Annotated in this window: 21 protein-coding genes and 1 pseudogene; 9 read left to right on the plus strand and 13 right to left on the minus strand. The window is 74.0% G+C overall.

Going from position 1 to position 24,296, the window contains the following annotated elements; all coding sequences use genetic code 11:
* Positions 1-312: 312 nt before the first annotated feature.
* Entirely contained in the window at positions 313-1,044 is a 732-nt protein-coding gene (locus tag ACH4EB_RS00640) for a VIT1/CCC1 transporter family protein (protein WP_398345707.1), read from the minus strand.
* 531 nt (positions 1,045-1,575) lie between these two features.
* Between ACH4EB_RS00640 and ACH4EB_RS00645 the strand changes: the two genes are divergently transcribed.
* The 7 genes and pseudogenes from ACH4EB_RS00645 (at position 1,576) to ACH4EB_RS00675 (ending at position 10,875) form a co-directional block, all read left to right on the plus strand.
* Positions 1,576-2,595 carry a LacI family DNA-binding transcriptional regulator gene (locus ACH4EB_RS00645; protein ID WP_398345054.1) on the plus strand — a complete coding sequence of 340 codons (1,020 nt, stop codon included), beginning with the start codon at positions 1,576-1,578 and terminating at the stop codon, positions 2,593-2,595.
* 335 nt (positions 2,596-2,930) lie between these two features.
* Complete coding sequence (locus ACH4EB_RS00650; RefSeq protein ID WP_398345055.1) at positions 2,931-4,022, plus strand: ADP-ribosylglycohydrolase family protein; 1,092 nt, start codon at positions 2,931-2,933, stop codon at positions 4,020-4,022.
* Positions 4,023-4,081: 59 nt separating this feature from the next.
* Positions 4,082-5,439: pseudogene (locus tag ACH4EB_RS00655) on the plus strand (ADP-ribosylglycohydrolase family protein); the annotation flags it as partial.
* Complete coding sequence (locus tag ACH4EB_RS00660; protein ID WP_398345056.1) at positions 5,436-6,719, plus strand: ADP-ribosylglycohydrolase family protein; 1,284 nt, start codon at positions 5,436-5,438, stop codon at positions 6,717-6,719. The pseudogene ACH4EB_RS00655 and the gene ACH4EB_RS00660, both read left to right, overlap by 4 nt.
* Positions 6,719-8,329, plus strand: a complete 1,611-nt coding sequence (locus ACH4EB_RS00665) for an ADP-ribosylglycohydrolase family protein (RefSeq protein WP_398345057.1) — start codon at positions 6,719-6,721, stop codon at positions 8,327-8,329. Before ACH4EB_RS00660 ends, ACH4EB_RS00665 begins: the two co-directional genes overlap by 1 nt.
* A gap of 51 nt (positions 8,330-8,380) precedes the next feature.
* Positions 8,381-9,673: a CaiB/BaiF CoA transferase family protein gene (locus ACH4EB_RS00670; RefSeq protein ID WP_398345058.1), complete on the plus strand. Its 1,293-nt coding sequence runs from the start codon at positions 8,381-8,383 to the stop codon at positions 9,671-9,673.
* Positions 9,670-10,875 (plus strand): aldolase/citrate lyase family protein, encoded by a 1,206-nt coding sequence (locus ACH4EB_RS00675; protein WP_398345059.1) that lies wholly within the window; start codon positions 9,670-9,672, stop codon positions 10,873-10,875. Before ACH4EB_RS00670 ends, ACH4EB_RS00675 begins: the two co-directional genes overlap by 4 nt.
* Positions 10,876-10,958: 83 nt before the next feature.
* On the opposite strand, the gene lgt is transcribed toward ACH4EB_RS00675, so the two are convergent.
* From lgt to hisI, 11 genes are all read right to left on the minus strand, one after another.
* On the minus strand, positions 10,959-11,999 hold the full coding sequence (lgt, locus tag ACH4EB_RS00680) for a prolipoprotein diacylglyceryl transferase (protein WP_398345060.1): 1,041 nt from the start codon (positions 11,997-11,999) through the stop codon (positions 10,959-10,961).
* A gap of 600 nt (positions 12,000-12,599) precedes the next feature.
* Positions 12,600-13,661 (minus strand): DsbA family protein, encoded by a 1,062-nt coding sequence (locus tag ACH4EB_RS00685; protein ID WP_398345061.1) that lies wholly within the window; start codon positions 13,659-13,661, stop codon positions 12,600-12,602.
* Positions 13,662-13,876: 215 nt separating this feature from the next.
* Positions 13,877-14,695 (minus strand): tryptophan synthase subunit alpha, encoded by an 819-nt coding sequence (gene trpA / locus ACH4EB_RS00690; RefSeq protein WP_398345062.1) that lies wholly within the window; start codon positions 14,693-14,695, stop codon positions 13,877-13,879.
* A complete protein-coding gene (gene trpB, locus ACH4EB_RS00695; RefSeq protein WP_398345063.1) occupies positions 14,695-15,999 on the minus strand; it encodes a tryptophan synthase subunit beta in 1,305 nt (434 codons plus the stop codon). The genes trpA and trpB overlap by 1 nt, the downstream gene beginning before the upstream one ends.
* A 316-nt stretch (positions 16,000-16,315) precedes the next feature.
* Complete coding sequence (gene trpM / locus ACH4EB_RS00700) at positions 16,316-16,549, minus strand: tryptophan biosynthesis modulator TrpM (protein WP_398345064.1); 234 nt, start codon at positions 16,547-16,549, stop codon at positions 16,316-16,318.
* 8 nt (positions 16,550-16,557) lie between these two features.
* The gene (gene trpC, locus ACH4EB_RS00705; RefSeq protein ID WP_398345065.1) at positions 16,558-17,367 is read right to left on the minus strand and encodes an indole-3-glycerol phosphate synthase TrpC; all 810 of its coding nucleotides are present in this window, start codon (positions 17,365-17,367) and stop codon (positions 16,558-16,560) included.
* A 309-nt stretch (positions 17,368-17,676) separates the two neighbouring features.
* On the minus strand, positions 17,677-18,141 hold the full coding sequence (locus tag ACH4EB_RS00710) for a DUF2752 domain-containing protein (RefSeq protein ID WP_398345066.1): 465 nt from the start codon (positions 18,139-18,141) through the stop codon (positions 17,677-17,679).
* A gap of 261 nt (positions 18,142-18,402) precedes the next feature.
* The gene (locus ACH4EB_RS00715; RefSeq protein WP_398345067.1) at positions 18,403-18,648 is read right to left on the minus strand and encodes an HGxxPAAW family protein; all 246 of its coding nucleotides are present in this window, start codon (positions 18,646-18,648) and stop codon (positions 18,403-18,405) included.
* Between the two features lie 86 nt (positions 18,649-18,734).
* Positions 18,735-19,379: a TIGR02234 family membrane protein gene (locus tag ACH4EB_RS00720; RefSeq protein WP_398345068.1), complete on the minus strand. Its 645-nt coding sequence runs from the start codon at positions 19,377-19,379 to the stop codon at positions 18,735-18,737.
* A gap of 68 nt (positions 19,380-19,447) precedes the next feature.
* A complete protein-coding gene (locus ACH4EB_RS00725) occupies positions 19,448-20,971 on the minus strand; it encodes an anthranilate synthase component I (RefSeq protein WP_398345069.1) in 1,524 nt (507 codons plus the stop codon).
* A 10-nt stretch (positions 20,972-20,981) separates the two neighbouring features.
* Positions 20,982-21,347, minus strand: a complete 366-nt coding sequence (hisI, locus tag ACH4EB_RS00730) for a phosphoribosyl-AMP cyclohydrolase (RefSeq protein WP_398345070.1) — start codon at positions 21,345-21,347, stop codon at positions 20,982-20,984.
* A gap of 464 nt (positions 21,348-21,811) precedes the next feature.
* Here hisI and ACH4EB_RS00735 point away from each other — a divergent pair, with 464 nt between their 5' ends.
* Positions 21,812-22,444, plus strand: coding sequence for a TIGR03085 family metal-binding protein (locus ACH4EB_RS00735; RefSeq protein ID WP_398345071.1), 633 nt, complete (start codon positions 21,812-21,814; stop codon positions 22,442-22,444).
* Between the two features lie 149 nt (positions 22,445-22,593).
* On the opposite strand, the gene ACH4EB_RS00740 is transcribed toward ACH4EB_RS00735, so the two are convergent.
* Positions 22,594-23,496: a LysR family transcriptional regulator gene (locus tag ACH4EB_RS00740; RefSeq protein ID WP_398345072.1), complete on the minus strand. Its 903-nt coding sequence runs from the start codon at positions 23,494-23,496 to the stop codon at positions 22,594-22,596.
* A gap of 95 nt (positions 23,497-23,591) precedes the next feature.
* Here ACH4EB_RS00740 and ACH4EB_RS00745 point away from each other — a divergent pair, with 95 nt between their 5' ends.
* Positions 23,592-24,296, plus strand: coding sequence for a succinate dehydrogenase cytochrome b subunit (locus ACH4EB_RS00745; RefSeq protein WP_398345073.1), 705 nt, complete (start codon positions 23,592-23,594; stop codon positions 24,294-24,296).

Consider the following 24,296-nt stretch of genomic DNA (forward strand, 5'->3'; position numbering starts at 1 on the left):
TACCTCCCAGGCCGTCAAGGCTCTGGGGGAAGGTGCCGAGGGGCGACGTTGGCCCTCCGCGAAATTTCGTGCAGGTTACAGGATGGCTCGCTTCTCAAGAAGCGGATAGAGCCTTCCAGAATGCGGACACCACTGGTGGCGGTGGACCGGGGACGCGGGCGGACGGATCAGCCTCCACCGGCGTCGTGCGCGCCGTTTTCGAGCAGGCGACATTGCCCGCAACGCTTGGGCCTTATGCCCGGCCCCCGGCGAGACGAAACCGCCGAGTAACGCTTTGATTATGCGTGGGCCCGCATGGCGCCGCACGAAGCGTCACCCTACGGCCGTACCGAACAGGGCGCCCAGGACGTACGTCACACCCGCCGCCGCGCCACCGAGGGCGAGCTGCCGCAGGCCGCTGAACCACCAGGACCGCGCCGTCACCCGTGCCACCACGGCCCCGCACCCGAAGAGCCCCACCAGCGCCAGCAGCACCGCGGGCCACAACCGGGAGGCGCCCAGCAGATACGGCAGCACGGGCAGCAGGGCCCCGAGCGCGAAGGAGCCGAAGGACGAGACGGCGGCGACCGTCGGCGAGGGCAGGTCGGACGGGTCGATCCCCAGCTCCTCGCGGGCGTGGATCTCCAGTGCCTGCTCCGGGTCCTTGGAGAGCTGCCGGGCCACCTCACGGGCCAGCCCCGGCTCCACGCCGCGCGACTCGTACAGCGCGGCCAGCTCCTCCAGCTCGTCCTTGGGGTGCTTGCGCAGCTCGCGCCGCTCGATGTCCAGCTCGGCCAGGACCAGCTCCCGCTGGGAGGCCACCGAGGTGTACTCGCCGGCCGCCATCGAGAAGGCGCCGGCGGCCAGGCCCGCGAGGCCGGTGATGATGATGGTCTGCTGCGAGACCGCGCCGCCGGCGACACCGGTCATCAGGGCGAGGTTGGACACCAGTCCGTCCATCGCGCCGAAGACGGCCGGGCGCAGCCAGCCGCCGTTCACGTCGCGGTGGGTGTGGTTGTCGCGGTGGGCTATGTGCGTGGGCGCCGAAGCGTCCATGACATCCATGACGGACATATGGGGACCCGTTCCCTTCTCGCGAGGTGTGGGCCGATGGCGGCGCTTCCCCCTCCAACATCTCGAAGCTATGTCCCGATCACCGCGCCGCGCTAGCAAGGAAGGCCGAACTTACCGCGCTGACCTGCGGGTTTGTGGACGGGGTGAGCGGCGGTGAGGGGTGGATCACACCGAGCGGAACGGCGGGGTGCGGAAAACCGCATTCAAGACTGCGGAAAACCTCAGTGCGGGCGGGGTAGCGGAGCGGGATTCTGTAAACGTTTTCAGTAGCCGGTGTGCGAGGGGGCGGTGGAGATGGGGCCGAAGGCGGACGAGCGGGAGTACGGGAGCGGTGGGGCGGGGGCATGGCGCGGCGAGGAGTCGGGAGCGCGCGAGGAGTTGGGGCCCGGTGGGGAGTCTCAGGCTCGGCGCGGTGGGGAGTTGCGGGTGCGGCCCGGTGGGGAGTCGGGGGTGCGGGCCGGCGGAAGGGTGGGGGGCCGGGGCGGTGGTGGACCAGGGGCGGGGCCCGGCGGGGCGCCCACCGTGGAGACCATCGCGGCGCGGGCCGGAGTCTCCATCGCCTCCGTGTCGCGGGTGCTGAACGGCCACGGCGCACGCCCCGACACGGTCACCCGGGTCGAGCGGGCCGCCGCCGAGCTGGGCTACGTCGCCAACGCCGTGGCCCGCTCCCTCAAGGGCGGCCGCTCCATGCAGCTCACCTTCGCGATGCAGGACATCGGCAACCCCGCGTATGTCTCCATGGTCCGCGAGATACAGGCCGTCATGAAACCGGCGGGCTACCGCCTGCTGCTGCACTCCACCGACGCCGTCGTGGAGGACGAACTCGCCGTCCTGCACAGCCTCGCCGACCGTACGAGCGACGGCCTGATCCTGTGCCCGATCCGCGTCACACCCCGGCACCTTGAGGCCCTCGCCCGGGCGGCCCGCCCGGTCGTCGTCATCGGCTCGCTGCCCGACGACACCCCGCACGGCCCGCTCGTGGACAGCGTCCGCGCCGACTCCGTGACCGGCGCCGAAGCCGCCGTACGCCATCTCGTCGAAACGGGCAGACGCCGCATCGCATTCATCAACGGGCCGGCCGACACGGTGCCCGGCCACCACCGCGCCCTCGGCTACCGCACCGCGCTGGAGTCCTCCGGCATCGAGCTGGACCCGGCCCTGACGGCGACCACCGACTTCACCGTCGAGGCGGGCTGCGCCGCACTGCACGGCCTGCTCGGCGCCCGGCCCGACATCGACGCCGTCTTCTGCGCCAACGACCAGCTCGCCCTGGGCGCTTCGCAGACACTGCACGCCCGTGGCCTGGCCATCCCCGGCGACGTCGCGGTGGCCGGTATGGACGACACGCTCCTCGCCCGGGCCGGGTGGCCACCGCTGACCAGCGTGGACCTGGGGTCGGCCGAGCGCGGCCGGATCGCGGCGCGCATGATGCTGGACCGGCTGCGCGAGCCCGTGGACGCACCCCGCGCCCCGGCCCGCCGCGCAACCGTCCTGCCCCGCCTGATCGTCCGCGCGTCCTCCATTCCGGCCCCTTTCATATGACATCCGGCCGGGGTGTGCCGCCCCGGCCGGATCTTCCGTTTCTGAGCCGCATGTCAAGCGGTCGCATCGCGGTGGGGCCGCAATCAGGCCGCGCTGGGGCCGCATTGGGGCCGCGTTGAGGCTGTGCTGGGGCCGCGCTGTGGGTTGGTTGGGGTTGGTTGGGGGCGCGTTGGGGTCGTATGGCGCGGTCCGTGCCGTACGGGTTCGCCAACCCCCACCCGTTGCCCGCGCCTTCACACCGCCTCCCTGCCCCTGCCCCGGTCCCTGCCCCCAGCCCCTCCCCCGCCCATCCATCCATCCGCCTACCGTCAACCGCTCAACAGATCGGCACGCACATGAGCGCACTGCACCTCCCGCTTCCGAACCCTCCGTCGGCCCGGCGCCCGCTGCTGCGCCCTGTTCCGCCGTCCCGGCCCGAGTGTCCAGCCGGCCTGCGGGAGCACGCCCGTGGCGCCCTGCTCGGCCTCGCCGTCGGCGACGCGCTCGGCGCCCCCGCGGAGAACATGAAACCGTCGCAGATCCGCCAACGCTGGGGCCGTATCGAGGGCTTCGTGACGGACGATCCGGCCGGCACGGACGACACCGAGTACGCCATCTTCTCCGGACTGCTGCTGGCCGAGCACGGCTCGTCCCTCACCGTGACGCATGTCGAGGCGGCCTGGCACCAGTGGATCGCCGACCTCGACGAAGGCCCGTTCCGCGGCGCCGGTTTCAGCGAGCGAGGCACCCTGGAGAACCTGCGCCGCGGCCTGGCCGCGCCCATCTCGGCCCAGCACCGTCACGCCTGGAGCGACGGTCTGGCCATGCGCGCCGCGCCCTTCGGCGTCTTCGCCGCCGGCCGCCCCGCCGAGGCCGCCCGGCTCGTGGCCGTGGACGGCACGGTCAGTCACGAGGGCGAGGGCATCTACGGGGGCCGGGCGGTGGCCGCCGGTGTCGCCGCGGCGATGGTGGCCGGGTCCACGGACACCGTCGTCGCCGCGGCGCTGTCCGTGGTGCCCGAGGACTCCTGGACCGCCCGGTCACTGCGCCGCGCGGTCGCCGCCGCCCAGCGCTCCCGGCTCACCCCGGACAGCACCCAGCTCGGCACCGAGCGCGCGGTCCGCTCCGCCGTCGTCATCGGCGGCTATCCGTGGACCGATCTGGCGCCCGAGGCGGTGGGGCTGGCCTTCGGCGCGTTCACGGCGGCCCGGGGCGATTTCAGCGCCTCGGTGCTGACCGCGGTCAACATGGGCCGGGACGCCGACACGACAGCAGCGGTCGCGGGCGCCCTGGCGGGCGCGTTGGGCGGCGCCGGAGCCGTCCCTGAGGAGTGGGCGCGGGCCATCGGCCCGGTCCGCGGTAGCTGCCTTCCGTCCATGGCCGGCTATCACGTCCTGGACATCGCGGAGTTGCTCACTCCCCTCCCGGACGAGGTGACGGCGTCATGACCCGCGAGCCACGCCCTGCCGAAGAGCACCGAGGCGCGCCAGGGACCGCTGCCGACCTACTCGCCGGGGCCGCCGTCCCACCGTCGGCTCCCCCCGATGCGGACACTTCGCCGATCACCCATCCGCCCCCACGGCTCACCGTCACGGAGCGGTACGCCGCCCCGTTACGTGCCGCCGCTCACCCGCCCTCCGAGGTGCCCGCCGTCCCCCGCCGTATCGAGGGGCTGCTGCTCGGGCTGGCGGCGGGGGACGCCGCCGGATGGCCGGCCGCGCGGCACCGGGCGGCACGGATGCCCGAGTGGACCCGGCGGCTGACCCGGGAACTCGACACGTTCGCCGAGCAGAACGCGACGACCACCCTGCCCGTCCCCATCGCCCTCAACCAGCCGCCGGAGCCACTGCGCCTGGGCCCGTCGGACGACGCCGAGTGGGCGGCCTTCACCGCGGAGGCCGTGCTGACCGCCGCGGGCACCCCACTGGGCGGCCTCGGCCGGGACTGCCGGATGCATACCGCCATCGACCTCGCGTGGAACGCGCTGGCCGACGAGATCGCCGCGGCCGCCGAGCGGGCGCCGGAGGTCGAGTCGGCAGTGCTGCCCCTGCGGGCCCGCATCTCCGTGCGGGCCGGGCTCGGCAACCTCGCCGCCGGACTCCGCCCGCCGGCCACCGGCCACGACAACCCGCACTTCTTCGACGACGCCGCCTGTGTACGGGCTGTGTGCTGGCCGTGGCCCACCCCGGCGATCCGCTCGCCGCGGCCGAACTGGCGGAGGTCGACGCCCGGTACACCCAGGACGGTGACGGGGTGCACGGCGCCCGGGCCATGGCCGCCGCCGTCGCGGCGGCGCTCGGCGGCGCCACGGCGGACGCCTGCGCCGACGTGGCGCTGGGCCAGTTGCCGGAGGGCACGGAGATCCGCCGCAACGCCCTGCACGCGGTACGCCTCGCGCGCGCCGTGGCCGCGGACCGCCCCGGCCCCGCCTCCGGCGACGCGTTCGCCCTCGTGCCCACCCTGGAGCACGAGATCGTCGATCACGTCTACAGCTACGGCATCGCCGCGGCCGAGACCGTTCCCGTGGCGCTCGCCCTCGGTGTCGCGGGCGGCGGACGGCCGGCCGAGGCCGTGCCGGCGGCCGCCTGTCTGTCCCGTGTCGCCGACTCGGCCCCCGCACTCACGGGCGCGCTGACCGGCGCGATCAGTGGTGCGCCCGGCGTTCCCGGCAGTTGGCGCGACGCCTGCCGGATCCTCTCGGGCTGCGCGCTGCCCCGGCTGGCGGGCATCGACCTCGTCGATCTGGCGGCCCAGCTCGCCCGCTCGGACCTGACCGCGCCCGGCCTCGCCCCGCTCCCACCCGGCACCCTCGGGCCCGGCCCCCGTACGTCGCAACCCCGTCCCGGAAGGACTGAACGGTCATGACGTATCCCGCCTCCCCCGCCCCACAACCGGACACACCCCAGTCACAGATTCGCCCACCGGCACCGGCACCGGCACCGGCAGTGACGCAGGCAGCAGCGGGCGCGCCGGAATCGGCATCCGGTCCCGTAGCAGGGCCCGCGTGCCCCTCACTGGAGGACCGGGCGGTCGGCTGCCTGGTCGGGGCCGCGGTCGGTGACGCCCTCGGCGGCCCGGTCGAGGGCTGGACCCCGGAGCAGATCGCGGAGCGACACGGTGGCCGCGTCACCGGCATCGTCGGCCCCTTCCACGCGGACTGGCGCACCGCCCGCCCCCTCGCGCCGTACCACAAGGGTGACGGGCACGTCACGGACGACACCCTCATGACCCATGCGCTGGTGCGGGTCTACGAGAAGGTCCGCGACCACCTGGACGCGTACGCCGTCGCCGAACACCTCGTGCCCGACCTGATCGGCGCGCCCCGGTGGATCCCCGAGCTGGAGGCCGAGGCGCTCCCGCTGCACCGCCTCTTCCTCGCCGAGAAGTGGCTGGTGGCCCGGCTGCACTACGGGCACGTCGATCCTCGCGAAGCGGGTGTCGGCAACATCGTCAACTGCGGCGCGGCGATGTACATGGCACCGGTCGGCATCGTCAACGCCGGTCATCCCGAGGGCGCTTACGCGGAGGCCGTGGACATCGCCGGCGCCCACCAGTCCTCGTACGGACGGGAGGCCGCCGGGGTCTTCGCGGCCGCGGTGGCCGCCGCCTTCAAACCGGGGGCCACACCCGCCTCCGTGGTCGACGGTGTACTGCGCCTCGCCAAGGACGGGACCCGCGCCGCCATGGAGGCCGTCTGCGAGGTGGCCGGGCGGTACGGGGACTTCGAGGCCGCGTTGGCGCCCCTGCGTACGGCCGTCGCGCCCTTCGACACCGTGGGTCCCGTCTACCGGGAGCCGTCCCTCGGGGCGCGTCGCCCGTCCCGGCTGCACTCCATCGAGGAACTGCCGATCGCGCTGGGCATGTTGCTCGTCGGCGCGGGCGACTTCCGCCGTACGGTGCTGGGCTCGGTCAACTACGGGCGGGACTGCGACTCCATCGCCACCATGAGCGGCGCGATCGCGGGCGCCCTGCGCGGTGCGCGGGCGGTTCCCGCGGAGTGGGGCGACGACGTCTCGCGGGCGAGCCGGCTCGACCTGCGCGCCCCGGCCGTGGCGCTCGCCCAGGTCGCCCGCGAGGTCTTCGCGAGGGACCGGCAGCGGCGCCTCGACCACGAGCACGCCTTCGACGCGATCGCGGGTGGGTGATGGCCCGCCGGCAGCCGGGCGAGCCCCCGGACCAGCGGCCCGGGGCCCTGCGCCTGTCCTGGGTACAGCCCGAGGACCTGGTCGGGCACGAGTTGCGGCAGGCCGCCGAGGACGGGCGCGACGCCTCGGCCGTCGAACACCGCTGGCGCGCGGCGGGCGGCCACCCCGCCCCCGACCGGTCCGGCGCCTCGCCCCGCCCGGTGGACCCGAGCCTGCGCACCCTGGCCGGCCGGCTGCTCGACGAACTCGCCGCGCTCCCGTCCCCCTTGGCCGACGACGAACCCACCGACCTCCCCGCGATCAAAGCGGCCTGCCCCGACTGGCCGCCCGCGCCCACCCCGGCTCCCGGCACCTCGCCCGTCCCCGGACCGCCCGGCCCGGCCGATTCCCGCGAATCGCCCGAATCGCCTACACATCCCGGAACACTCGAACCACCTGGACCACGCGCATCACTCAAACAACCCAAACCGGCCTCCAGTCCCTCCGAACAGCCCAGCCCGCCCGGTTCTCTCCGAGCCCGTCTGGAAGCCGCCTGGCTGGGTCGGGCGGCCGGGTGTCTGCTCGGCAAGCCGGTCGAGAAGCTGCCGCTCGCCGGAATCCGCGCGCTCGCCCAGGGCACCGGCAACTGGCCGTTGCGCGGCTGGTTCACCGAGGTCGGCCTGGATCCGGAGATCGCCGCCCGCTACCCCTGGAACATCCGCAGCCGCGCCACCTCGCTGGCCGAGAACATCGACGGTATGCCCGAGGACGACGACCTCGACCACCCGGTGCTCGGGCTGCTGCTCCTCCAGCGCCACGGCCACGGCTTCCGCACCACCGACGTGGCCCGGCTCTGGCTCGACGAACTGCCCGCTGGCCGGACGTTCACGGCGGAGCGGGTGGCGTACCGCAATCTCCTGGACGGCATCGAGCCTCCGCACACGGCCTCCTACCGCAACCCCTTCCGGGAGTGGATCGGCGCGCTGATCCGGGCGGACATTTTCGGCTGGACCCGCCCCGGCGACCCGGCCGCGGCGGCGGAAGCCGCCTGGCGGGACGGGACGCTCACCCATACCGCCAACGGCGTGTACGGCGAGATGTTCGCGGCGGCCGCCATCGCCCGGGCGGCGGGCGGGCGCACGGACGTGCACGGCTGCCTGCGGGCCGGGCTCGCCGTCGTACCGCGACGGTCGCGGCTGGCCCGGGCCGTTCGGTTCGGCATCGAGGCGGCGCACGCCGAACCGACCGGGACCGCCGCCGGGTTCGCGGACGTCGTCGACCGGCTCCACCGCGCCTTCGGCCACCACCACTGGGTGCACGTCCTGCCCAACGCGGCGCTGCTGGCCGCCGCCCTCACACACGCGGACGGCTCCTTCTGCGGCTCCGTGTGCCGGGTGGTGTCCGGAGGCTGGGACACCGACTCCAACGGCGCGACGGCCGGTTCGATCGCCGGCCTCCTGGCGGGGGCGCCGGACGCGCTGCCCTCCCGCTGGACGGCACCGCTCCGCAACCGCCTCGCCACGACCGTCAGCGATCTGAACGGCATCGGCTTCGACACGCTCGCCGCCCGTACCGCGGAGCTGGTCGTCAGCCGTACCGCCGACCGACGACCACGAGGCACCGGCCCTTGAGCACACCCCACCCCCGGCTCGGCCCATCCCCCGAAGAACGCGAGGCACACCATGCGACAACAATCGCCCGAGAACCGACCTTTCTCCACCGCCTCCAGTCGGGAGGGGGCCCTCACCCCGGACGCCAACCCGGATCCCGCCCCGGCGTGCCCCGCTCCCGGGCCCCTCGCCGGGCTGCGGGTGCTCGACCTGGCGACGCTGTTCGCCGGGCCGCTGGCCGCCACCCTGCTCGGGGACTTCGGGGCCGAGGTCATCAAGGTCGAGCATCCGCGGCGGCCCGACCCGTCCCGTGGGCACGGCCCCGCCAAGGACGGGGTAGGCCTGTGGTGGAAGCTGCTCGGCCGCAACAAGAAGACCGTCACCCTCGACCTCGCCGCCCCGGGCGGCCGGGACGTCCTCCTGGAACTCGCCGCCGCCGCGGACGTCGTGATCGAGAACTTCCGCCCGGGCACCCTGGAGAAGTGGGGCCTGGGCCCGGCGGAGCTGGCCGCCGTCAATCGGGGGCTGGTGCTGGCCCGGGTCACCGGGTTCGGCCAGTTCGGGCCGTACGCGCACCGTCCCGGTTTCGGCACCCTCGCCGAGGCGATGAGCGGGTTCGCCGCGCTCACCGGCGAGCCCGACGGCCCCCCGACGCTGCCGCCCTTCGGGCTCGCCGACTCCGTCACCGCGCTGACCACCGCGTACGCCGTGATGGCGGCGCTGCGCGGCCGGGAGAGCACCGGCCTGGGCCAGGTCGTGGACCTGGCGATCATCGAGCCGATGCTCACGGTCCTCGGCCCGCAACCCATCTGGTACGACCAGCTCGGCCACGTCCAGCCGCGTACGGGCAACCGCTCCGCCAACAGCGCGCCACGCAATACCTACCGCACCGCCGACGGCGCCTGGCTCGCCGTCTCCGCCTCCACCCGGTCCGTCGCGGAGCGGCTGCTGCGCCTGGTCGGCCACCCGGAGTTCGTCTCCGAGCCGTGGTTCGCGACCGGGTCGGGGCGGGCCGGGCACGCCGACGAGCTGGACGCGGCGGTGGGCGGCTGGATGGCGCGGCACGACCGGGACGAGGTGGTGGCCGCGTTCGAACGGGCCGAGGCGGCGGTGGCGCCGGTCTGCGACATCCGCGGGGTCATGGACAACGAGCAGTACCGGGCGCTGGGTTCCATCACCGAGGTCCCCGACGACGAGCTGGGCGCGGTCCGGATGCAGAACGTCCTCTTCCGTCTCTCCGCGACGCCCGGCGCCATCCGGTGGGCGGGCCGCCCGCACGGCGCGGACACGGACACGGTGCTCTCCGGCCTGCTCGGCCTGTCGGCGGCGCGGATCGCGGCGCTGCGTGCGGACGGTGTCGTATGACCGCCCCCACCGCCCCGGCCACTGCCTCGTTCGCCGTCCCGCCGCTGACCTGGCTGTACGTACCGGGTGACCGTCCGGCGGTGGTCGTCAAGGCGCTGGCGTCCGGGGCCGACGCGGTGGTGATCGACCTGGAGGACGCGGTCGCCGCCGACCGCAAGCCGTACGCCCTACGGGCCACCGCCGAACTGCTCGCCGAAGGCCGCCCCGTGACTCCTGCCTCCGCCCCCGGCCCCGCCATCCACGTCCGGGTCAACGCGCTCACCGGCCCGTACGCCGCGACGGAGATCCGGGCCCTCGCGGCCCTGCCCGCGCTGGCCGGCCTCCGGCTGCCCAAGGTGAACGGATCCGCCGACATCCACCGCGCCGCGGCCTGGGCGGCCACGGCCGGCCCCGGAACCGCGGGGCCCGGAAGCATTGCCCCCGGGAACGCGAACCCCGACCATGCGAACCCCGACCATGCGAGCCCCGGAGGCGCCGCCCCCGGAAGCGCCATCCCGGGGAGCGCCAACCCCGGGAGTGCGGCCCCTGGAGGAACGGCCCCCGGACGGGCGGCTCCGGAACCGATGGCCCCGGGCCAGACGGCCCCAGAACAGCCGTCTTCATGGCAGACAGCCCCAGAACGGACGTCCCCAAGGCAGACAGCCTCAAAACGGGCGGCCCCAGGAAGCCCAGCCCCCGAAAGCCCGGCAGCGGTTCCGCCGCTGCACGCGCTGCTGGAAACCGCCCTGGGTGTGGAGAACGCCTTCGCCGTCGCCACCGCGCATCCGGCGCTGTGTGGCCTCTCCCTGGGCGAGGCCGACCTGCGGGCCGAGTTGGGGGTGCGGGACGAGGACGGGCTGGGCTGGGCCCGCGGCCGTACGGTGATCGCCGCCCGCGCGGCCGGGCTGCCGCCCCCACCGCAGTCGGTCTTCCCCGATGTCCGCGACACCGAGGCGCTGGCGCTGTCCTGCGCACGGGGCCGGGCCCTGGGGTTCCTCGGCCGGGCCGCGCTGCACCCGCGCCAGTTGCCGGTGATCGAGCGGGCCTACCTGCCCACCGCCGAGGAGGTCGCGAGAGCCATGGAGACGGTGCAAGCGGCAGCCGCCGGCGCCGGTGCCTGCGCCCTGCCCGACGGCCGTTTCGTCGACCCGGCCGTGGTCGCCGCCGCCCGCCGGGTCCTCACACTGGCGGCCCGCGGGCCCCGATGCGGGGAGGAACGGTGAGCCCGCCGGACACGGCGGAGGCCGTCCCGACCCCGCTGGGTCCGGACGGCCTCCGTCGAGCTCCGGTGGTGCGACGCGGTGCGTCAGGACTTCTTGCCGCTCCGGCCCCCGGGCCCGGCGTCCTTCGTCAGCTTCGCGGCGCCATTGGCCACGCTCTCCTTGCCGCTGCCCGCGGCCTCGGGAGCCGCCTTGGTGCCCGCGGCCTCCTTGTCGCGTTCGCCGCCGGAGGTCTTGGCACCCGCCGTGGCCCCGGCGGTCCGCGCCTTCGCGCCGTCCGTCTTCGCCCCGGCGTCGTCCGCGGCCAGTGCTCCCGGCTCGACGACCTCTTCGCGGCCCGGGATCTTCTTCGTGGAGACCACGATGTAGACGACGGACAGGAGGAGACCGATGAGCGCGGTCCACACGTTCAGGCGCAGGCCCAGGATGTGGTGGGCCTCGTCGACCCGCATGTACTCGATCCAGGCGCGGCCCGCGCAGTAGGACGCCACGTACAGCGCGAACGCCCGCCCGTGCCCCAGCTTGAAGCGCTTGTCCGCCCAGATCACGAGCAGCGCGACACCGATGCACCACAGCGACTCGTAGAGGAACGTGGGGTGGTAGGTGCCGCCGACCCGGCCGATGGACGGGTCGTCGCTGATCTTCAGCGCCCACGGGAGGTCGGTGGCGCGGCCGTAGAGCTCCTGGTTGAACCAGTTGCCCCAGCGGCCGATCGCCTGGCCCAGGGCGAGGCCGGGCGCCAGCGCGTCCATGTACGCGGGCAGCGGGATGCCGCGGCGGCGGCAGCCGATCCAGGCGCCCACCGCGCCGAGCGCGACGGCGCCCCAGATCCCGAGGCCGCCCTCCCAGACCTTGAAGGCGTTGAGGGGGTGGCCGCCCTTGCCGAAGTACGGCTCGTACGTCGTGATGACGTGGTAGAGGCGGCCTCCTACGAGCCCGAAGGGCACGGCCCACACGGCGATGTCCGCGACGGTCCCGGAGCGGCCGCCGCGCTGGATCCAGCGCTTGTTGCCGAGCCAGACGCCGATGAAGACGCCGATGATGATGCAGAAGGCGTAGCCGCGCAGCGGGATCGGCCCGAGGTGCACGACGCCCGTGGAGGGGCTGGGAATGAATGCGAGGTCCATGGCAGGGACGACGCTACCGCGCCAGGTGGGCGCGGCGACAACCCACCCGGCTACGGCTGTGTAACGACCGTCACTGCCGACGGTCGGTTACGGACCCGGTCGAAGGCCGGAACGGAGGCAGTGGCGGCAGCCACCGGACACCGCCTTGAGCACGGACGCGCGCCCGAGGCCGGGTGCCCGGCCGGGGACGGGTACGCGCCCGAGGACGCGTACGCACGCGAGCCCAGGTACCGAAGCGGCCGGACGCGGCACCGAACCGACACCGCGGCACGCCCGGCCGAGCCGACATCACGCCCGAGCGTCCCGACGCCACACCCGCGCGAGCCGACGCCGCGCCTCAGCAAGCCGACGCCACACCCGACCAAACCACCGCCGCACCCCGGCGAGCCGACAGCACGCCCGGCCAAGCCGCCGTCCCACCCCAGCGAGCCGATGCCAGGTCCGGCCAAGCCAATGCCGGACCCGACCAAGCCGACGCCACACCCAGCCGAGCCGACCTCACGCCCGACCGCATCGGCTCCACCCCGGACCGCATCGGCTCCTCCTCGGACCGCATCGACCCCACCCCGGACCGGCCCGGCAGTGTGCCGGGCCGCCACCTCACGGCGCCGGAACCCGGGCCGGCCCTCCTCCCGTGTGCTCGGCCCCAGCGCTCTGCCCCTGCCCGTCGCTGTGTCCCTGCCCGGCCCTCTCGCCCGCGCGGGACCCGTGCCCGGTATCTGCTCCCTCTCCGGCACCGGCGCCCTGCCCGGTGCCGGCCGAGGCGCCCGCCGACTGCCCGCCGCCGTGGCCCGCGCCGGCCGAGGCACCGGCCGGGCCGGCGCCCGTTTCCGCCTTGCCGCTGCCCGACTTCGCACCGGACGGCTTGCCCTCGGGGGACCCGCCGCTCGCCTTCTTGTCCTTGGCCGCGGCCCGCACCTTCTGCTTGAGGCCGTCGGGGGTGAGGTCCTTCTCGTCCGCGAGGTTCTCGCCGTTCAGCAGGACCGTCGGGGTGCCCCGGTAACCGGAGTTGGTGAAGGCGCCGTTGGACTTGTACACGAAGTCCGTGTAGGTGCCCTTCTCGACGCACTGGGTGAAGGTGTCGCTGCCCAGCCCGTTCACCTTGCCGGCGAGCTGGATCAGATACTTCTTGTCCGCGAACCGGTCCTGCTGCTCCGGTGGCTGGTTCTCGAACAGCACGTCGTGGTATTCGCGGAAGCGGCCCGCGTCCTGGGCGCAGAGCGCGGCGTTGGCGGCGGTGACCGATCCCTTGCCGCCCATGCTGCCGTCGATGATCGTCGCGAGGTGGTAGTCGGTCTTGAGCAGCCCGGCGTCCTCCAGCTCGTGGATGGCGCCGCGGAAGCCCTTCTCGAACTGGGCACAGGCGGGGCAGCGGAAGTCCTCCCACACCGTCAGCGTGGACGGGGCCTCCTTCTTGCCGACCGGCACCGCGGGCTTGTCGCTGTCCCGGGTCCCCTTGGGCAGGGCCACCTTGCCACTGCCGGAGTCGTCGCCCGAGGAGGCGGCCCAGACGGCGACGCCGCCGGCGACGGCCAGCACCGCCACCACCGCTCCGGCGACCTTGAATTGGCGGCCGCGCCGCTCGCGCGCCTTCTCCTTCGCCCGCTGGGCCTGAAGCCGCTCACGGGCACTGCTCTTTTTGTCTTGATTGTTCTGGCTCACGCCCCTGAACAACGAAGCGGAGGGGCGCCCTCGCACCCCTCCGCCGCGTTCTTCGTCCTAACGAGGGACAGCCCCGCCGAGCACCGGCAGCACGCCCGACCGTACAACCGGCCAGAAGACCAGCCGCGCGACCGGCTGCACGACCAGTCGCGCGACCGACCTCACAACCGCCCTCACCACCCCAGGAGCTGCCCCGACACCACCCGGGCCGGGCGTCACCCGCGCTTGCGTACGCCCGCCGCCAGGTCACCGGCCAGTGCGCGGACGCCCGCGAGGCCGGCCTCCAGGTCGTCCCCGGCGTCCAGCAGCCGCTTGACGAAGGCCGACCCGACGATGACCCCGTCCGCGAACTGCGCGACCTCGGCGGCCTGTTCGGCGTTCGAGACGCCGAGGCCGACGCAGACCGGCAGGTCGGTGGTGGCCCGGGTGCGCCGCACCAGGTCCTGCGCCTCGCGGCCGACCGACTCACGGGTGCCGGTGACACCCATCAGCGAGGCCGCGTACACGAAGCCGCTGCCCGCCTCGGTGATCTTCGCCAGGCGTTCGTCCCGGCTGCTCGGCGCGACCACGAAGACGGTGGCCAGACCGTGCTGTTCGGCGGCCGCGCGCCACACCCCGGACTCCTCGACCGGCAGGTCGGGCAGGATGCAGCCGGCCCCGCCCGCGGCGGCCAGGTCGGCGGCGAAGCGCTCGACGCCGTACGCGTCCACCGGGTTCCAGTACGTCATGCACAGCACCGGCGCGCCGGTCGCCGCGTGCACCTCGCCGACCGTGCGGATGACGTCCTTGATCTTGACGCCGCCGCGCAGCGCGATGTCGTCGGCGGTCTGGATGACCGGACCGTCCAGGACCGGGTCGCTGTGCGGCAGCCCGATCTCGACGACGTCGCAGCCGCCCTCGATCATCGCAGTGACGGCCCGTACGCCGCCGTCCACGGTCGGGAAGCCGGCCGGCAGGTACCCGACCAGCGCGGCCCGGTTCTCGTCCCTGGCCGCGGCCAGGGTGCTGCTGAGCAGCCCGACGTTGCCCGCCATCACTTGCTCCCCTCGTCGTGCGCGCCGAGCGCGGTGTCCGTGGCGTCGGTGTCGTCGGCCTCCACCGCGTCGTCGGCGGGCGCCCCGTACAGCCCGAAGTAACGGGCCGCGGTGTCCATGTCCTTGTCGCCGCGCCCGGAGAGGTTGATCAGGATCAGCCCGCCCTTGCCCAGCTCCCGGCCGATCTCCAGCGCGCCCGCCAGCGCGTGCGCGCTCTCGATGGCCGGGATGATGCCCTCGGTCCGCGAGAGCAGCCGCAGCGCCTGCATCGCCGCGTCGTCGGTGACGGCGCGGTATTCGCCGCGGCCGGAGTCCTTGAGGTAGGAGTGCTCCGGGCCGATGCCCGGGTAGTCCAGTCCGGCGGAGATCGAGTACGGCTCGGTGATCTGCCCGTCCTCGTCCTGCAGGACGTAGGAGCGGGAGCCGTGCAGGATGCCGGGGGTGCCCTCGGTGAGGGTGGCGGCGTGCTCACCGGTCTCGACGCCGTGGCCGCCGGGTTCGCAGCCGACGAGCCGTACGGAGGCGTCCTGGAGGAACGCGTGGAACAGGCCGATGGCGTTGGAGCCGCCGCCGACGCAGGCGACCGCGGCGTCCGGGAGGCGCCCGGTGCGCTCCAGGATCTGGCGGCGCGCCTCGACGCCGATGACCCGGTGGAAGTCGCGGACCAGGGCCGGGAAGGGGTGCGGTCCGGCGACCGTGCCGAAGAGGTAGTGGGTGCGGTCGACGTTGGCCACCCAGTCCCGGAACGCTTCGTTGATGGCGTCCTTGAGGGTGCGGCTGCCGGACTTCACAGCGATGACCTCGGCGCCGAGCATCCGCATCCGGGCGACGTTCAGGGCCTGCCGTTCGGTGTCGATCTCGCCCATGTAGATGGTGCAGTCGAGGCCGAAGAGGGCGCAGGCGGTGGCGGTGGCCACGCCGTGCTGGCCCGCGCCGGTCTCGGCGATGACGCGGGTCTTGCCCATGCGCTTGGTGAGCAGCGCCTGGCCCAGCACGTTGTTGATCTTGTGCGAGCCGGTGTGGTTCAGGTCCTCGCGCTTGAGGAAGACCCGGGCGCCACCGGCGTGTTCGGCGAACCGCGGCACCTCGGTCAGCGCGCTGGGCCGCCCGGTGTAGTTGACCATCAGGTCGTTCAGCTCGGCGGCGAAGGCCGGGTCCGCCTTGGCCTTCTCGTACTCGGCGGCCACCTCGTCCACCGCGGCGACCAGCGCCTCGGGGATGAACTTGCCGCCGAAGTCGCCGAAGTAACCCCCGGCGTTGGGGACCTGACCCTCCGGGTCCGGGATGAAGAAGTCAGAAGACATCCGACGTACTCCTCGATCGGGGCAACTGCCCCGGAAGTATGGATATACGGGCATCACTGTGCGGTGCGCCCCTGTCCGACGCGCTCCTCGCGCGGCTGCGGCGGGGAAACGGAACGGCGGAACGGCGGGACGGCGGGACGACGGAAGCTGCGGAAGCGCTGCGCGCGCCACGACCGACGGACGGCCCGTCCGGAACACCCCGCCGGACAGGCAGGACGCCGGACGGAACGGCACAGGCCGACAAGGCGAGAACGAGCGGACACCAGAGACGGAACCCCCGTACGGGGATCAATCACCCGGGCCCGGCACAGAGTGGCTACAGCGCGCCGTGGCGGCGCCATCGCCGGCCGTTGATCTGGCCCGGCTCCGCGCCGATGTGATACCTGACCCGCCGTCCGCGCACCCGGCGGGCCGGCGCCCGGCAGCCGCGCGGCCGGCACCCGCGCCCCAGCGCCGCGTGCGGATCACGCGCGGCACCGGCCGCGGTGAGCACGCCCGCCGGCCCCGGGAGGAGTCCCGGGCCGGGGCGGTGGAGGCGGGCGGTGGTCATGGGGAGGGTCAGCCCCGTCCGTGCCGGATGGCCGGGTGGGAGCCGGCCGCGACCAGGTCGGCGACCGCGGTCTTCGGGTCCTTGCCGGTGACCAGCGACTCGCCCACCAGCACGGCGTCGGCGCCGTCGTTGGCGTAGGCGATCAGGTCGTGCGGCCCGCGCACACCGGACTCGGCGATCTTGACGATGTGGTCCGGGATCTCCGGCGCGATCCGCGCGAAGTTCCCGCGGTCCACTTCGAGGGTCTTCAGATTGCGGGCGTTGACCCCGATGATCCGGGCGCCGGCGTCCACCGCCCGCTGGACCTCTTCCTCGTCGTGCACCTCGACCAGCGGCGTCAGCCCGATCGACTCGGCCCGCTCGATCAGCGAGACCAGCGCCTCCTGCTCCAGCGCGGAGACGATCAGCAGCGCCAGGTCGGCACCGTACGCACGGGCCTCCCAGAGCTGGTAGGCGGTGACGATGAAGTCCTTGCGCAGCAGGGGGGTGTCGACCCGGGCCCGTACGGCCTCCAGGTCGGCGAGCGAGCCGCCGAACTTCCGCTGCTCGGTCAGTACGGAGATGACCGCCGCGCCGCCCGCCTCGTAGTCGGCGGCGAGGCCGGCCGGGTCGGCGATGGCGGCGAGCGCGCCCTTGGAGGGGCTGGAGCGCTTGACCTCGCAGATCACCGTGACGCTGTCGCCCTTGAGGGCCGCGACTCCGTCCTGGGCCGGGCGCGCCTTGAGGGCCCGCTCCTTGAGCTCGTCGAGGCCGACGCGCGCCTGCCGCTCGGCGAGGTCGGCGCGGACTCCCTCGATGATCTCGTCGAGCACACTCACGCGAGCGGCCTCCTTCTTGAGCGGGGGAGGGTGACAGTCGCCCTCCGGGCCAGTGTCACCCCGTCAGGCTCTCCGATGGTATCCGGCGAGGGGCGAAGGACTCGCATCCGGTTGACGGTGGTCCCACCACGTGGACGGACGCGCTGCGCCCCGGTCAGGAAAACAGCAGGTCAGGGTGAGTTTTTGCGCACAGCGGCAGGGAGCCGCCGGTCTTGATCCACAGACCTCGAAGCGCTTCCCGCGCCCTGTCCGGACGCGGCCGGGAAGCGGAGAGCGGCCTTCCCCCGGGCCGCCCCGAACCGGACCCCGTTACGGAGTCAACCCTTCCGCGAACGGAAGATTGCGCACGACGGTGAAGACGAGCAGCAGCCCGCCCAGCGCCCACCAGTGCACCGCTCCGGGCCGCGGGCCCGCTGTCGGGAGCCCGCGTGCCGCCCGTACGGTCCAGGCGACCCAGAAGAGCGCGAAAGCCGCGTAACCGGCGACCGCCAGCAGGTTCGCTCCGGCGGCCGTGGCGAGGTCACCGTGCGCGACGGCGTGCGCGCTGCGCAGCCCGCCGCAGGCCGGGCAGTGGATGCCGGTGCGGGCGAGCAGGGGGCAGGCCGGGTAGTGACCGGGCTCATTGGGGTCGACGAGCGCCACGAAGGCGAAGGAGGCGACGACGGCCGCCAGCACACCGAGCGGCGCCGCCATCCGCCGGGCGGGGCCGGACATCCTGCGGCGGCGGGCGAGCGCGGAAACCGGTCCACCGGCCGGGGCCACGGGTTCACTCACGTGGCGATTGTGCTGCCGTACGGGCGGGGACGCAGCCCGCCGGCGGCCGTACGGGCGACCGGGCGGTCCCCGATGGCCCCGCAGGCGCACAGCCGGCCCCTCGGCCGTCGTACGGACGCCCCCGGCCCGCCCCGTCCCGCACGGACGACGGCGCGGCCCCGGGCCTCCGTACGGGCGGTGCCGCCGGGGCACCTCCGCGTACGGGCCGCGTGGCCGCGCCGTCGTAGGATCCGCTGTCGCCGGGCCGGGCCCGGCGGGGACTCAGCCCTCCTGCGGCCGGGCCTTGGCCTGGCCGTGGGCGGTCGCGCCCTTCTTGCCGCCCTGGCCCATGCCGGCCACCCGCATCACGCCGCCGACCACGGCGCCGAGGCCGATCAGGACCATGCCCGCCCAGAACCCGGGCACGTTCGCCAGCACGATGAAGACGCCGGCGACGCAGAAGCCGATGAACGAGATGATGACGCCGGTCCAGGCGGCGGGAGTGTGTCCGTGGCCACTGCTCGACATGAGTGCTCCTCGTAGCTTTTTCGCGCCTGAGTCGGGGCGCGGTGATCCCTCGCCGTCCATTGTCCCCGATGGCCGGGGTGCGGCCACTACCGGGTCGGGTCCTCGCCCCGGTCCAGCGACTTCCACATCTCTTCCGGGCGGTCCGGGTCGGCGGACGAGGAGCGGCGCGGGCCGCGGGGGGCCGCGCCGGCACGCTCGTAGCGCCCGGACATCGCGGGCCAGTGGCGCCCGTACAGCAGCGCCAGCACCCCCGCCACCAGCAGCAGGAGGCCACCGACGACCGCTGCCCAGGGCCAGAAGGTGTGCGAGACGTCCTGGACGCCGGCGTCGGACAGGCCGGTCGCGGTGGCCGCCTTCTCGCGGAGCGCCGCGGTGTCGGAGAGGCCGAGGTACGCGCCGACGACGGTGCCCAGTCCGCTGAGGGTGAGCAGCACGGCGACCGCCGTGCGACCCGCCCCGCGCACGGCGAAGAGGGCCACCAGGGCGGCGAGGCCGACGATGGCGAGCGCGCCGGGCACGCCCGTCACGTCCTGCCCCGACGCGGTCTGCGGAAGCTGTCCCTGGGCGACGACGGCGGTGGCCTTGGCCCAGGTGCGGCCGGAGGCCAGCAGCACGACGGCGGCACCGGCCGCGCCGGCGATCAGCGCGAGGGCCAGGCTCTTCCCGCTGTGCGCGGGCTTGGCCGACGGCGACACGGTCGCGCCGGTGCGGGAGTGGTCTACGGCAGTCACGCCCACCACTGTACGGAGGCGGCCCGCCCGCCGTCCGCGCGCGGTCCCCCGTCCCGTGAAGGCCCTGCTCAGGCCCCCAGTCCGTGGGCCGTGTGCACCGCCCGCAGCACGGCGGCCGCCTTGTTGCGGCACTCCGTGTCCTCCGCCACCGGGTCGGAGTCGGCGACGACGCCCGCGCCCGCCTGGACGTACGCGGTGCCGTCGCGCAGCAGCGCCGTACGGATCGCGATGGCGGTGTCGGAGTCGCCGGCGAAGTCGAGGTAGCCGACACAGCCGCCGTACAGGCCGCGCCGGGTCGGTTCCAGCTCCTCGATGAGCTGCATCGCGCGCGGTTTGGGAGCTCCGGAGAGGGTGCCGGCGGGGAAGCAGGCGGTGAGCACGTCGAAGGCGGTGCGGCCCGGCGCCAGCCGCCCGGTCACCGTGGAGACGATGTGCATGACGTGGCTGTAGCGCTCGACGGACATGAAGTCGACGACCTCGACGCTGCCGGGTTCGCAGACCCGGCCCAGGTCGTTGCGGCCGAGATCGACGAGCATCAGATGCTCGGCGCGCTCCTTGGGGTCGGCCATCAGCTCGTCGGCGAGGGCCTGGTCCTCGGGGACGCTCGCGCCGCGCGGCCGGGTGCCCGCGATGGGGTGCAGCGTGGCCTGCCCGTTCTCGACCTTGACCAGCGCCTCGGGGCTGGAGCCGACGATGTCGATGCCGTCCTCGAAGCGCAGCAGGTACATGTACGGGCTGGGGTTGGTGGCCCGCAGCACCCGGTAGACGTCCAACGCGGAGGCAGTGCAGGTGGTTTCGAAACGCTGCGAGGGCACGACCTGGAAGGCGTCACCCGCGCGGATGCGCTCCTTGATGTCCTCGACGGCGGCCTGGTACGACTCGCCGCCCCACAGCGCGGTGTACGGGGGGAGTTCGGAGGGCGGCAGGGCCGCGGCGCTCGCGGGGGCCGGGCGGGCCAGGTCGTAGGCCATGGCGTCCAGGCGGGCCACGGCGTCCGCGTACGCCTCGTCCACCCCGGTCTCCAGGTCGTTGTGGTTGATGGCGTTGGCGATCAGCAGGACCGTGCCGTTCCAGTGGTCCAGTACGGCCAGGTCGGAGGTGAGCAGCATGGTCAGTTCGGGCAGCCCGAGGTCGTCCGTGGTGCTGTCGCCGATCTTCTCCAGCCGGCGCACGATGTCGTAGCCGAGGTAGCCGACCATGCCGCCGGTGAACGGCGGCAGGCCCTCGCCCTCGATCAGGTCGCGCGGAGTGTGCAGCGCCTCGATGGTGGCGCGCAGCGCGGCGAGCGGGTCGCCCGAGGTGGGCACGCCGACCGGCGGGGTGCCCAGCCAGTGCGCCTGCCCGTCGCGCACGGTCAGGGTGGCGGCGCTGCGGACGCCGATGAAGGAGTACCGGGACCAGGTGCGGCCGTTCTCGGCCGATTCGAGCAGGAAGGTGCCCGGGCGTTCGGCGGCCAGCTTGCGGTAGAGGCCCACCGGGGTGTCACCGTCGGCGAGCAGGCGCCGGGTGACGGGGATGACCCGGCGGTCCTTCGCGAGCGTACGGAAGTTCTCCAGGTCTGGCGTGGCGGTGCCCGTGGTTCCCGAGGTCATGGCGCGGAGCCTACTGCCCTTCCAGGAGCACATCCTCATCGAAGCAGGTACGGGCTCCGGTGTGGCAGGCCGCGCCGACCTGGTCGACCCGGACCAGAACCGTGTCCGCGTCACAGTCCAGGGCGACGGACTTCACGTGCTGGACGTGGCCGGAGGTGTCGCCCTTGACCCAGTACTCCTGGCGGCTGCGGCTCCAGTACGTGCAGCGGCCGGTGGTGAGCGTGCGGTGCAGCGCCTCGTCGTCCATCCAACCGAGCATCAGCACCTCACCGGTGTCGTACTGCTGGGCGATGGCGGGGACCAGACCGTCGGCGTCCCGCTTGAGGCGGGCGGCGACGGCCGGGTCGAGCTGGGAATCCAGGACGCGGCTGCTCATGGGTCCATTGTGCCGGGTGCCGGGCGGCGGGTGCGCCGGGGGCTTCGCGGGCGGCTGGTGTGCCGGGGCCTCGCGGGCGGCCGCCGTGCCGGGTGCTCCGCCGGCGGGCCGGTGCCCCGAGGGCTTCGCGGGCGGCGCGCGCGGGGCGGGTGAGGTACGGCATCCTGCCTCCATGACCCGCCAGCCGCCGCCTCCGGACGCCGACCGCACGGCGAAGGTCGCGTCGGCGGTGCTGTTCGCGGTCTTCACCGCCGGGCTGCTGGTCGCCGCCGTACTGCTGCTGCGGAGCTGACCGCGTACGGCGGCCGCGGCGCCTGCCCGGTACGCGTCGCGTCACCGGCGGCCCTGGCCGGGCCACCGTGTCCCGGCGGCCCGGCGGCAGTCCCACGCCGCCCTGTCCGGTCCTGGCCGGTGTCGCGCGTGGCGCCGTGGCACCCGCCGTTCCCCGGTCGTAGGCTGGTCACATGTCGACCCATGCGAAGCGTGAACGGCTGCTCCTTGCCGACCTGTTGGAGGGCGCCGGGCCCGATGCGCCGACGCTGTGCGAGGGCTGGACCACCCGGGATCTCGCCGCACACGTGGTGGTGCGCGAGCGCCGTGCGGACGCGGCCGGGGGTCTGCTCGTCAAACCGCTGGCCGGCCGCCTGGAGCGGGTGCAGCGGGAGTTCGCGGCGAAGGCGTACGACGAGTTGCTGCGGCTCATCCGGACCGGCCCGCCCCGTCTGTCGCCGTACGCGCTCAAGCAGGTCGACGAGGCGGCCAACACCGTCGAGTTCTTCATCCACTCCGAGGACGTCCGGCGCGCCCGGCCGGATTTCACACCGCGCGAGCCGGACCCGGTCTTCGCGGACGCGCTGTGGTCGCGCCTGGAGAAGGCGGCGCGCGTCCTGGGCCGGAAGTCGCCGGTGGGGCTGGTGCTGCGCCGCCCGGACGGCCGGACGGCGGTCGCGCACCGCGGCGCGCCGGTCGTCACGGTCACCGGGGAGCCCGGGGAGCTGCTCCTGTTCGCGTTCGGGCGGCAGGCGGTGGCCGATGTCCAGCTCGACGGGGACAAGGACGCGGTGGCCAGGGCGCTGGAGGCCGAGCTGGGCCTGTAGGGCGTCCGGGGGTCCCGCCGGCCCGGGCCGCGGCCGGGCGGCCTCACATGATCCGCACGACCGCGTGACCGTGCGGACCACGCGGCCTCGCATGGCCGAAAACCGCCCCCGCCCGGGCCACGGCGGGGGCGCCGAGCGGCCGGAACGCGTCAGTCTCCCGGCTGTTCCAGCCCCAGGTGGGTCATCAGGATGCGCCGGAGTTCGCGGGCGGCCCGGGGCGGCGAGACGTCCCCCCGGTGCGCCACCGAGACCACCCGGTGCATGTCCGGGGTGGCGAAGCGGGTGACGCGCAGCCCGGAGCGTTCGGCGACCATGCTGGGGACGACCGCGACGCCCAGGCCGGCCCGGACGAAGCCCAGCACCGCGTCCATCTCGCCGCCCTCGACGGTGAAGACCGGCTCGAATCCGGCCGCCCGGCACGCCGCCGTGGTGAACTCCCGCAGGTCGTAGCCGCGCCGGAACATCGCCAGCGGCCGGTCCCGCAGGTCCTCGACGCGCATCCGCCGGCCGCCTCCCACCGGGGCCGGGCGGTCCGGCGCGGAGACCACGACCAGTTCCTCCCGCAGCAGTTCGGCGGTGGCCAGCGCCGGGGCCTGTTCCGGGAGCGGCGTGATGATGAGCGCGAGGTCCAGTTCACCGGCCGCCAGGACGCGTACCAGGTCCTGCGAACCGTCCTCGTGGACCACCAGCTCCACGCCCGGATACGCGGCGTGGAAGACGCTCAGGACGTCCGGGACCAGGCTCGCGCACAGACTGGGCGGCGCGCCGAGCCGCAGCCGGCCGCGCCGGAGCTGCGCGACCTCCTGCACCTCGCGCCGGGCGGTCTCGGTGTCGGCGAGGACACGCCGGGCCAGCGGCAGCAGGGTGCGGCCCGCGTCGGTGAGGGTGATGTGGCCGCGCGCCCGGTGGAAGAGATCGGCGCCCAGCTCCCGTTCCAGGGCCTTGATCTGCTGCGACAGGGAGGGCTGTGCGACGTGCTCGCGCTCGGCGGCGCGGGTGAAGTGGCGGGTGTCGGCGACCGCCACGAAGTAGCGGAGCTGCTGGAGCTGCATATGGCCGATGATAGGCGGCGATAGGGAAAGCCTATGGACATCAGCCGTTCCATGTCTTGGACTGATGGGCCGGTCGGTCCTTACCGTCAGGACTCATGGCACTGGACACCCGGACAGAACGACGGCCGTCCTTCGCGGGCCTGCTGTGGCACTCGACCGTCGGCAAGAAGACCGCGATGGCGGTCAGCGGCGTGGTGATGCTGCTGTACCTCGTCGCACACATGCTGGGCAACCTCAAGATCTTCTTCGGCTCCGACGAGTTCAACGGCTACGCGCACTGGCTGCGGACCGTCGGCGAGCCCTTCCTGCACCACGAGTGGTTCCTGTGGATCGCCCGGGTGGTGCTGCTGGCCGCCGTACTGACCCACGGAGTGGCCGCTTTCCAGCTCAGCCGCCGGGACCTCAAGGCACGGCCGAGCAAGTACGCGCACAAGAAGGCACGCACCAGCTACGCCACCCGCACCATGCGCTGGGGCGGCGTCATCCTCGCCCTGTTCATCGTCTGGCACATCCTGGACCTGACGACGCTGACGGTGAACCCGCGGGCCGAGGCCGGGCATCCGTACCAGAATCTGATCGCCTCCTTCGACCGCTGGCCCGTCACCACGCTCTACATCGTGGCGATGCTCGCCCTCGGCCTGCACATCCGGCACGGGTTCTGGAGCGCCGCGCAGACGCTGGGCGTGGGCAGCGCCGCCCGCGACCGGGCGCTCAAGACCGTCGCCAATCTCCTCGCCCTGGTGCTGACGGCGGGCTTCGTCGCCGTACCGGTGGCCGTCGTGACCGGAGCAGTGAGCTGA

The organism is Streptomyces sp. NPDC018045, assembly GCF_044327445.1.
GTDB lineage: Bacteria > Actinomycetota > Actinomycetes > Streptomycetales > Streptomycetaceae > Streptomyces.

Coding starts and splice junctions, on each gene's coding strand:
- ACH4EB_RS00670 (WP_398345058.1), top strand. CDS start 8,381: ATGCGACAACAATCGCCCGAGAACCGACCTTTCTCCACCGCCTCCAGT.
- ACH4EB_RS00640 (WP_398345707.1), bottom strand. CDS start 1,044: ATGGATGTCATGGACGCTTCGGCGCCCACGCACATAGCCCACCGCGAC.
- ACH4EB_RS00660 (WP_398345056.1), top strand. CDS start 5,436: ATGACGTATCCCGCCTCCCCCGCCCCACAACCGGACACACCCCAGTCA.
- ACH4EB_RS00745 (WP_398345073.1), top strand. CDS start 23,592: ATGGCACTGGACACCCGGACAGAACGACGGCCGTCCTTCGCGGGCCTG.
- ACH4EB_RS00735 (WP_398345071.1), top strand. CDS start 21,812: ATGTCGACCCATGCGAAGCGTGAACGGCTGCTCCTTGCCGACCTGTTG.
- trpA (WP_398345062.1), bottom strand. CDS start 14,695: ATGGCGGGCAACGTCGGGCTGCTCAGCAGCACCCTGGCCGCGGCCAGG.
- lgt (WP_398345060.1), bottom strand. CDS start 11,999: ATGGACCTCGCATTCATTCCCAGCCCCTCCACGGGCGTCGTGCACCTC.
- hisI (WP_398345070.1), bottom strand. CDS start 21,347: ATGAGCAGCCGCGTCCTGGATTCCCAGCTCGACCCGGCCGTCGCCGCC.
- ACH4EB_RS00675 (WP_398345059.1), top strand. CDS start 9,670: ATGACCGCCCCCACCGCCCCGGCCACTGCCTCGTTCGCCGTCCCGCCG.
- ACH4EB_RS00650 (WP_398345055.1), top strand. CDS start 2,931: ATGAGCGCACTGCACCTCCCGCTTCCGAACCCTCCGTCGGCCCGGCGC.
- trpB (WP_398345063.1), bottom strand. CDS start 15,999: ATGTCTTCTGACTTCTTCATCCCGGACCCGGAGGGTCAGGTCCCCAAC.
- ACH4EB_RS00715 (WP_398345067.1), bottom strand. CDS start 18,648: ATGTCGAGCAGTGGCCACGGACACACTCCCGCCGCCTGGACCGGCGTC.
- ACH4EB_RS00725 (WP_398345069.1), bottom strand. CDS start 20,971: ATGACCTCGGGAACCACGGGCACCGCCACGCCAGACCTGGAGAACTTC.
- trpM (WP_398345064.1), bottom strand. CDS start 16,549: ATGACCACCGCCCGCCTCCACCGCCCCGGCCCGGGACTCCTCCCGGGG.
- ACH4EB_RS00740 (WP_398345072.1), bottom strand. CDS start 23,496: ATGCAGCTCCAGCAGCTCCGCTACTTCGTGGCGGTCGCCGACACCCGC.
- ACH4EB_RS00665 (WP_398345057.1), top strand. CDS start 6,719: ATGGCCCGCCGGCAGCCGGGCGAGCCCCCGGACCAGCGGCCCGGGGCC.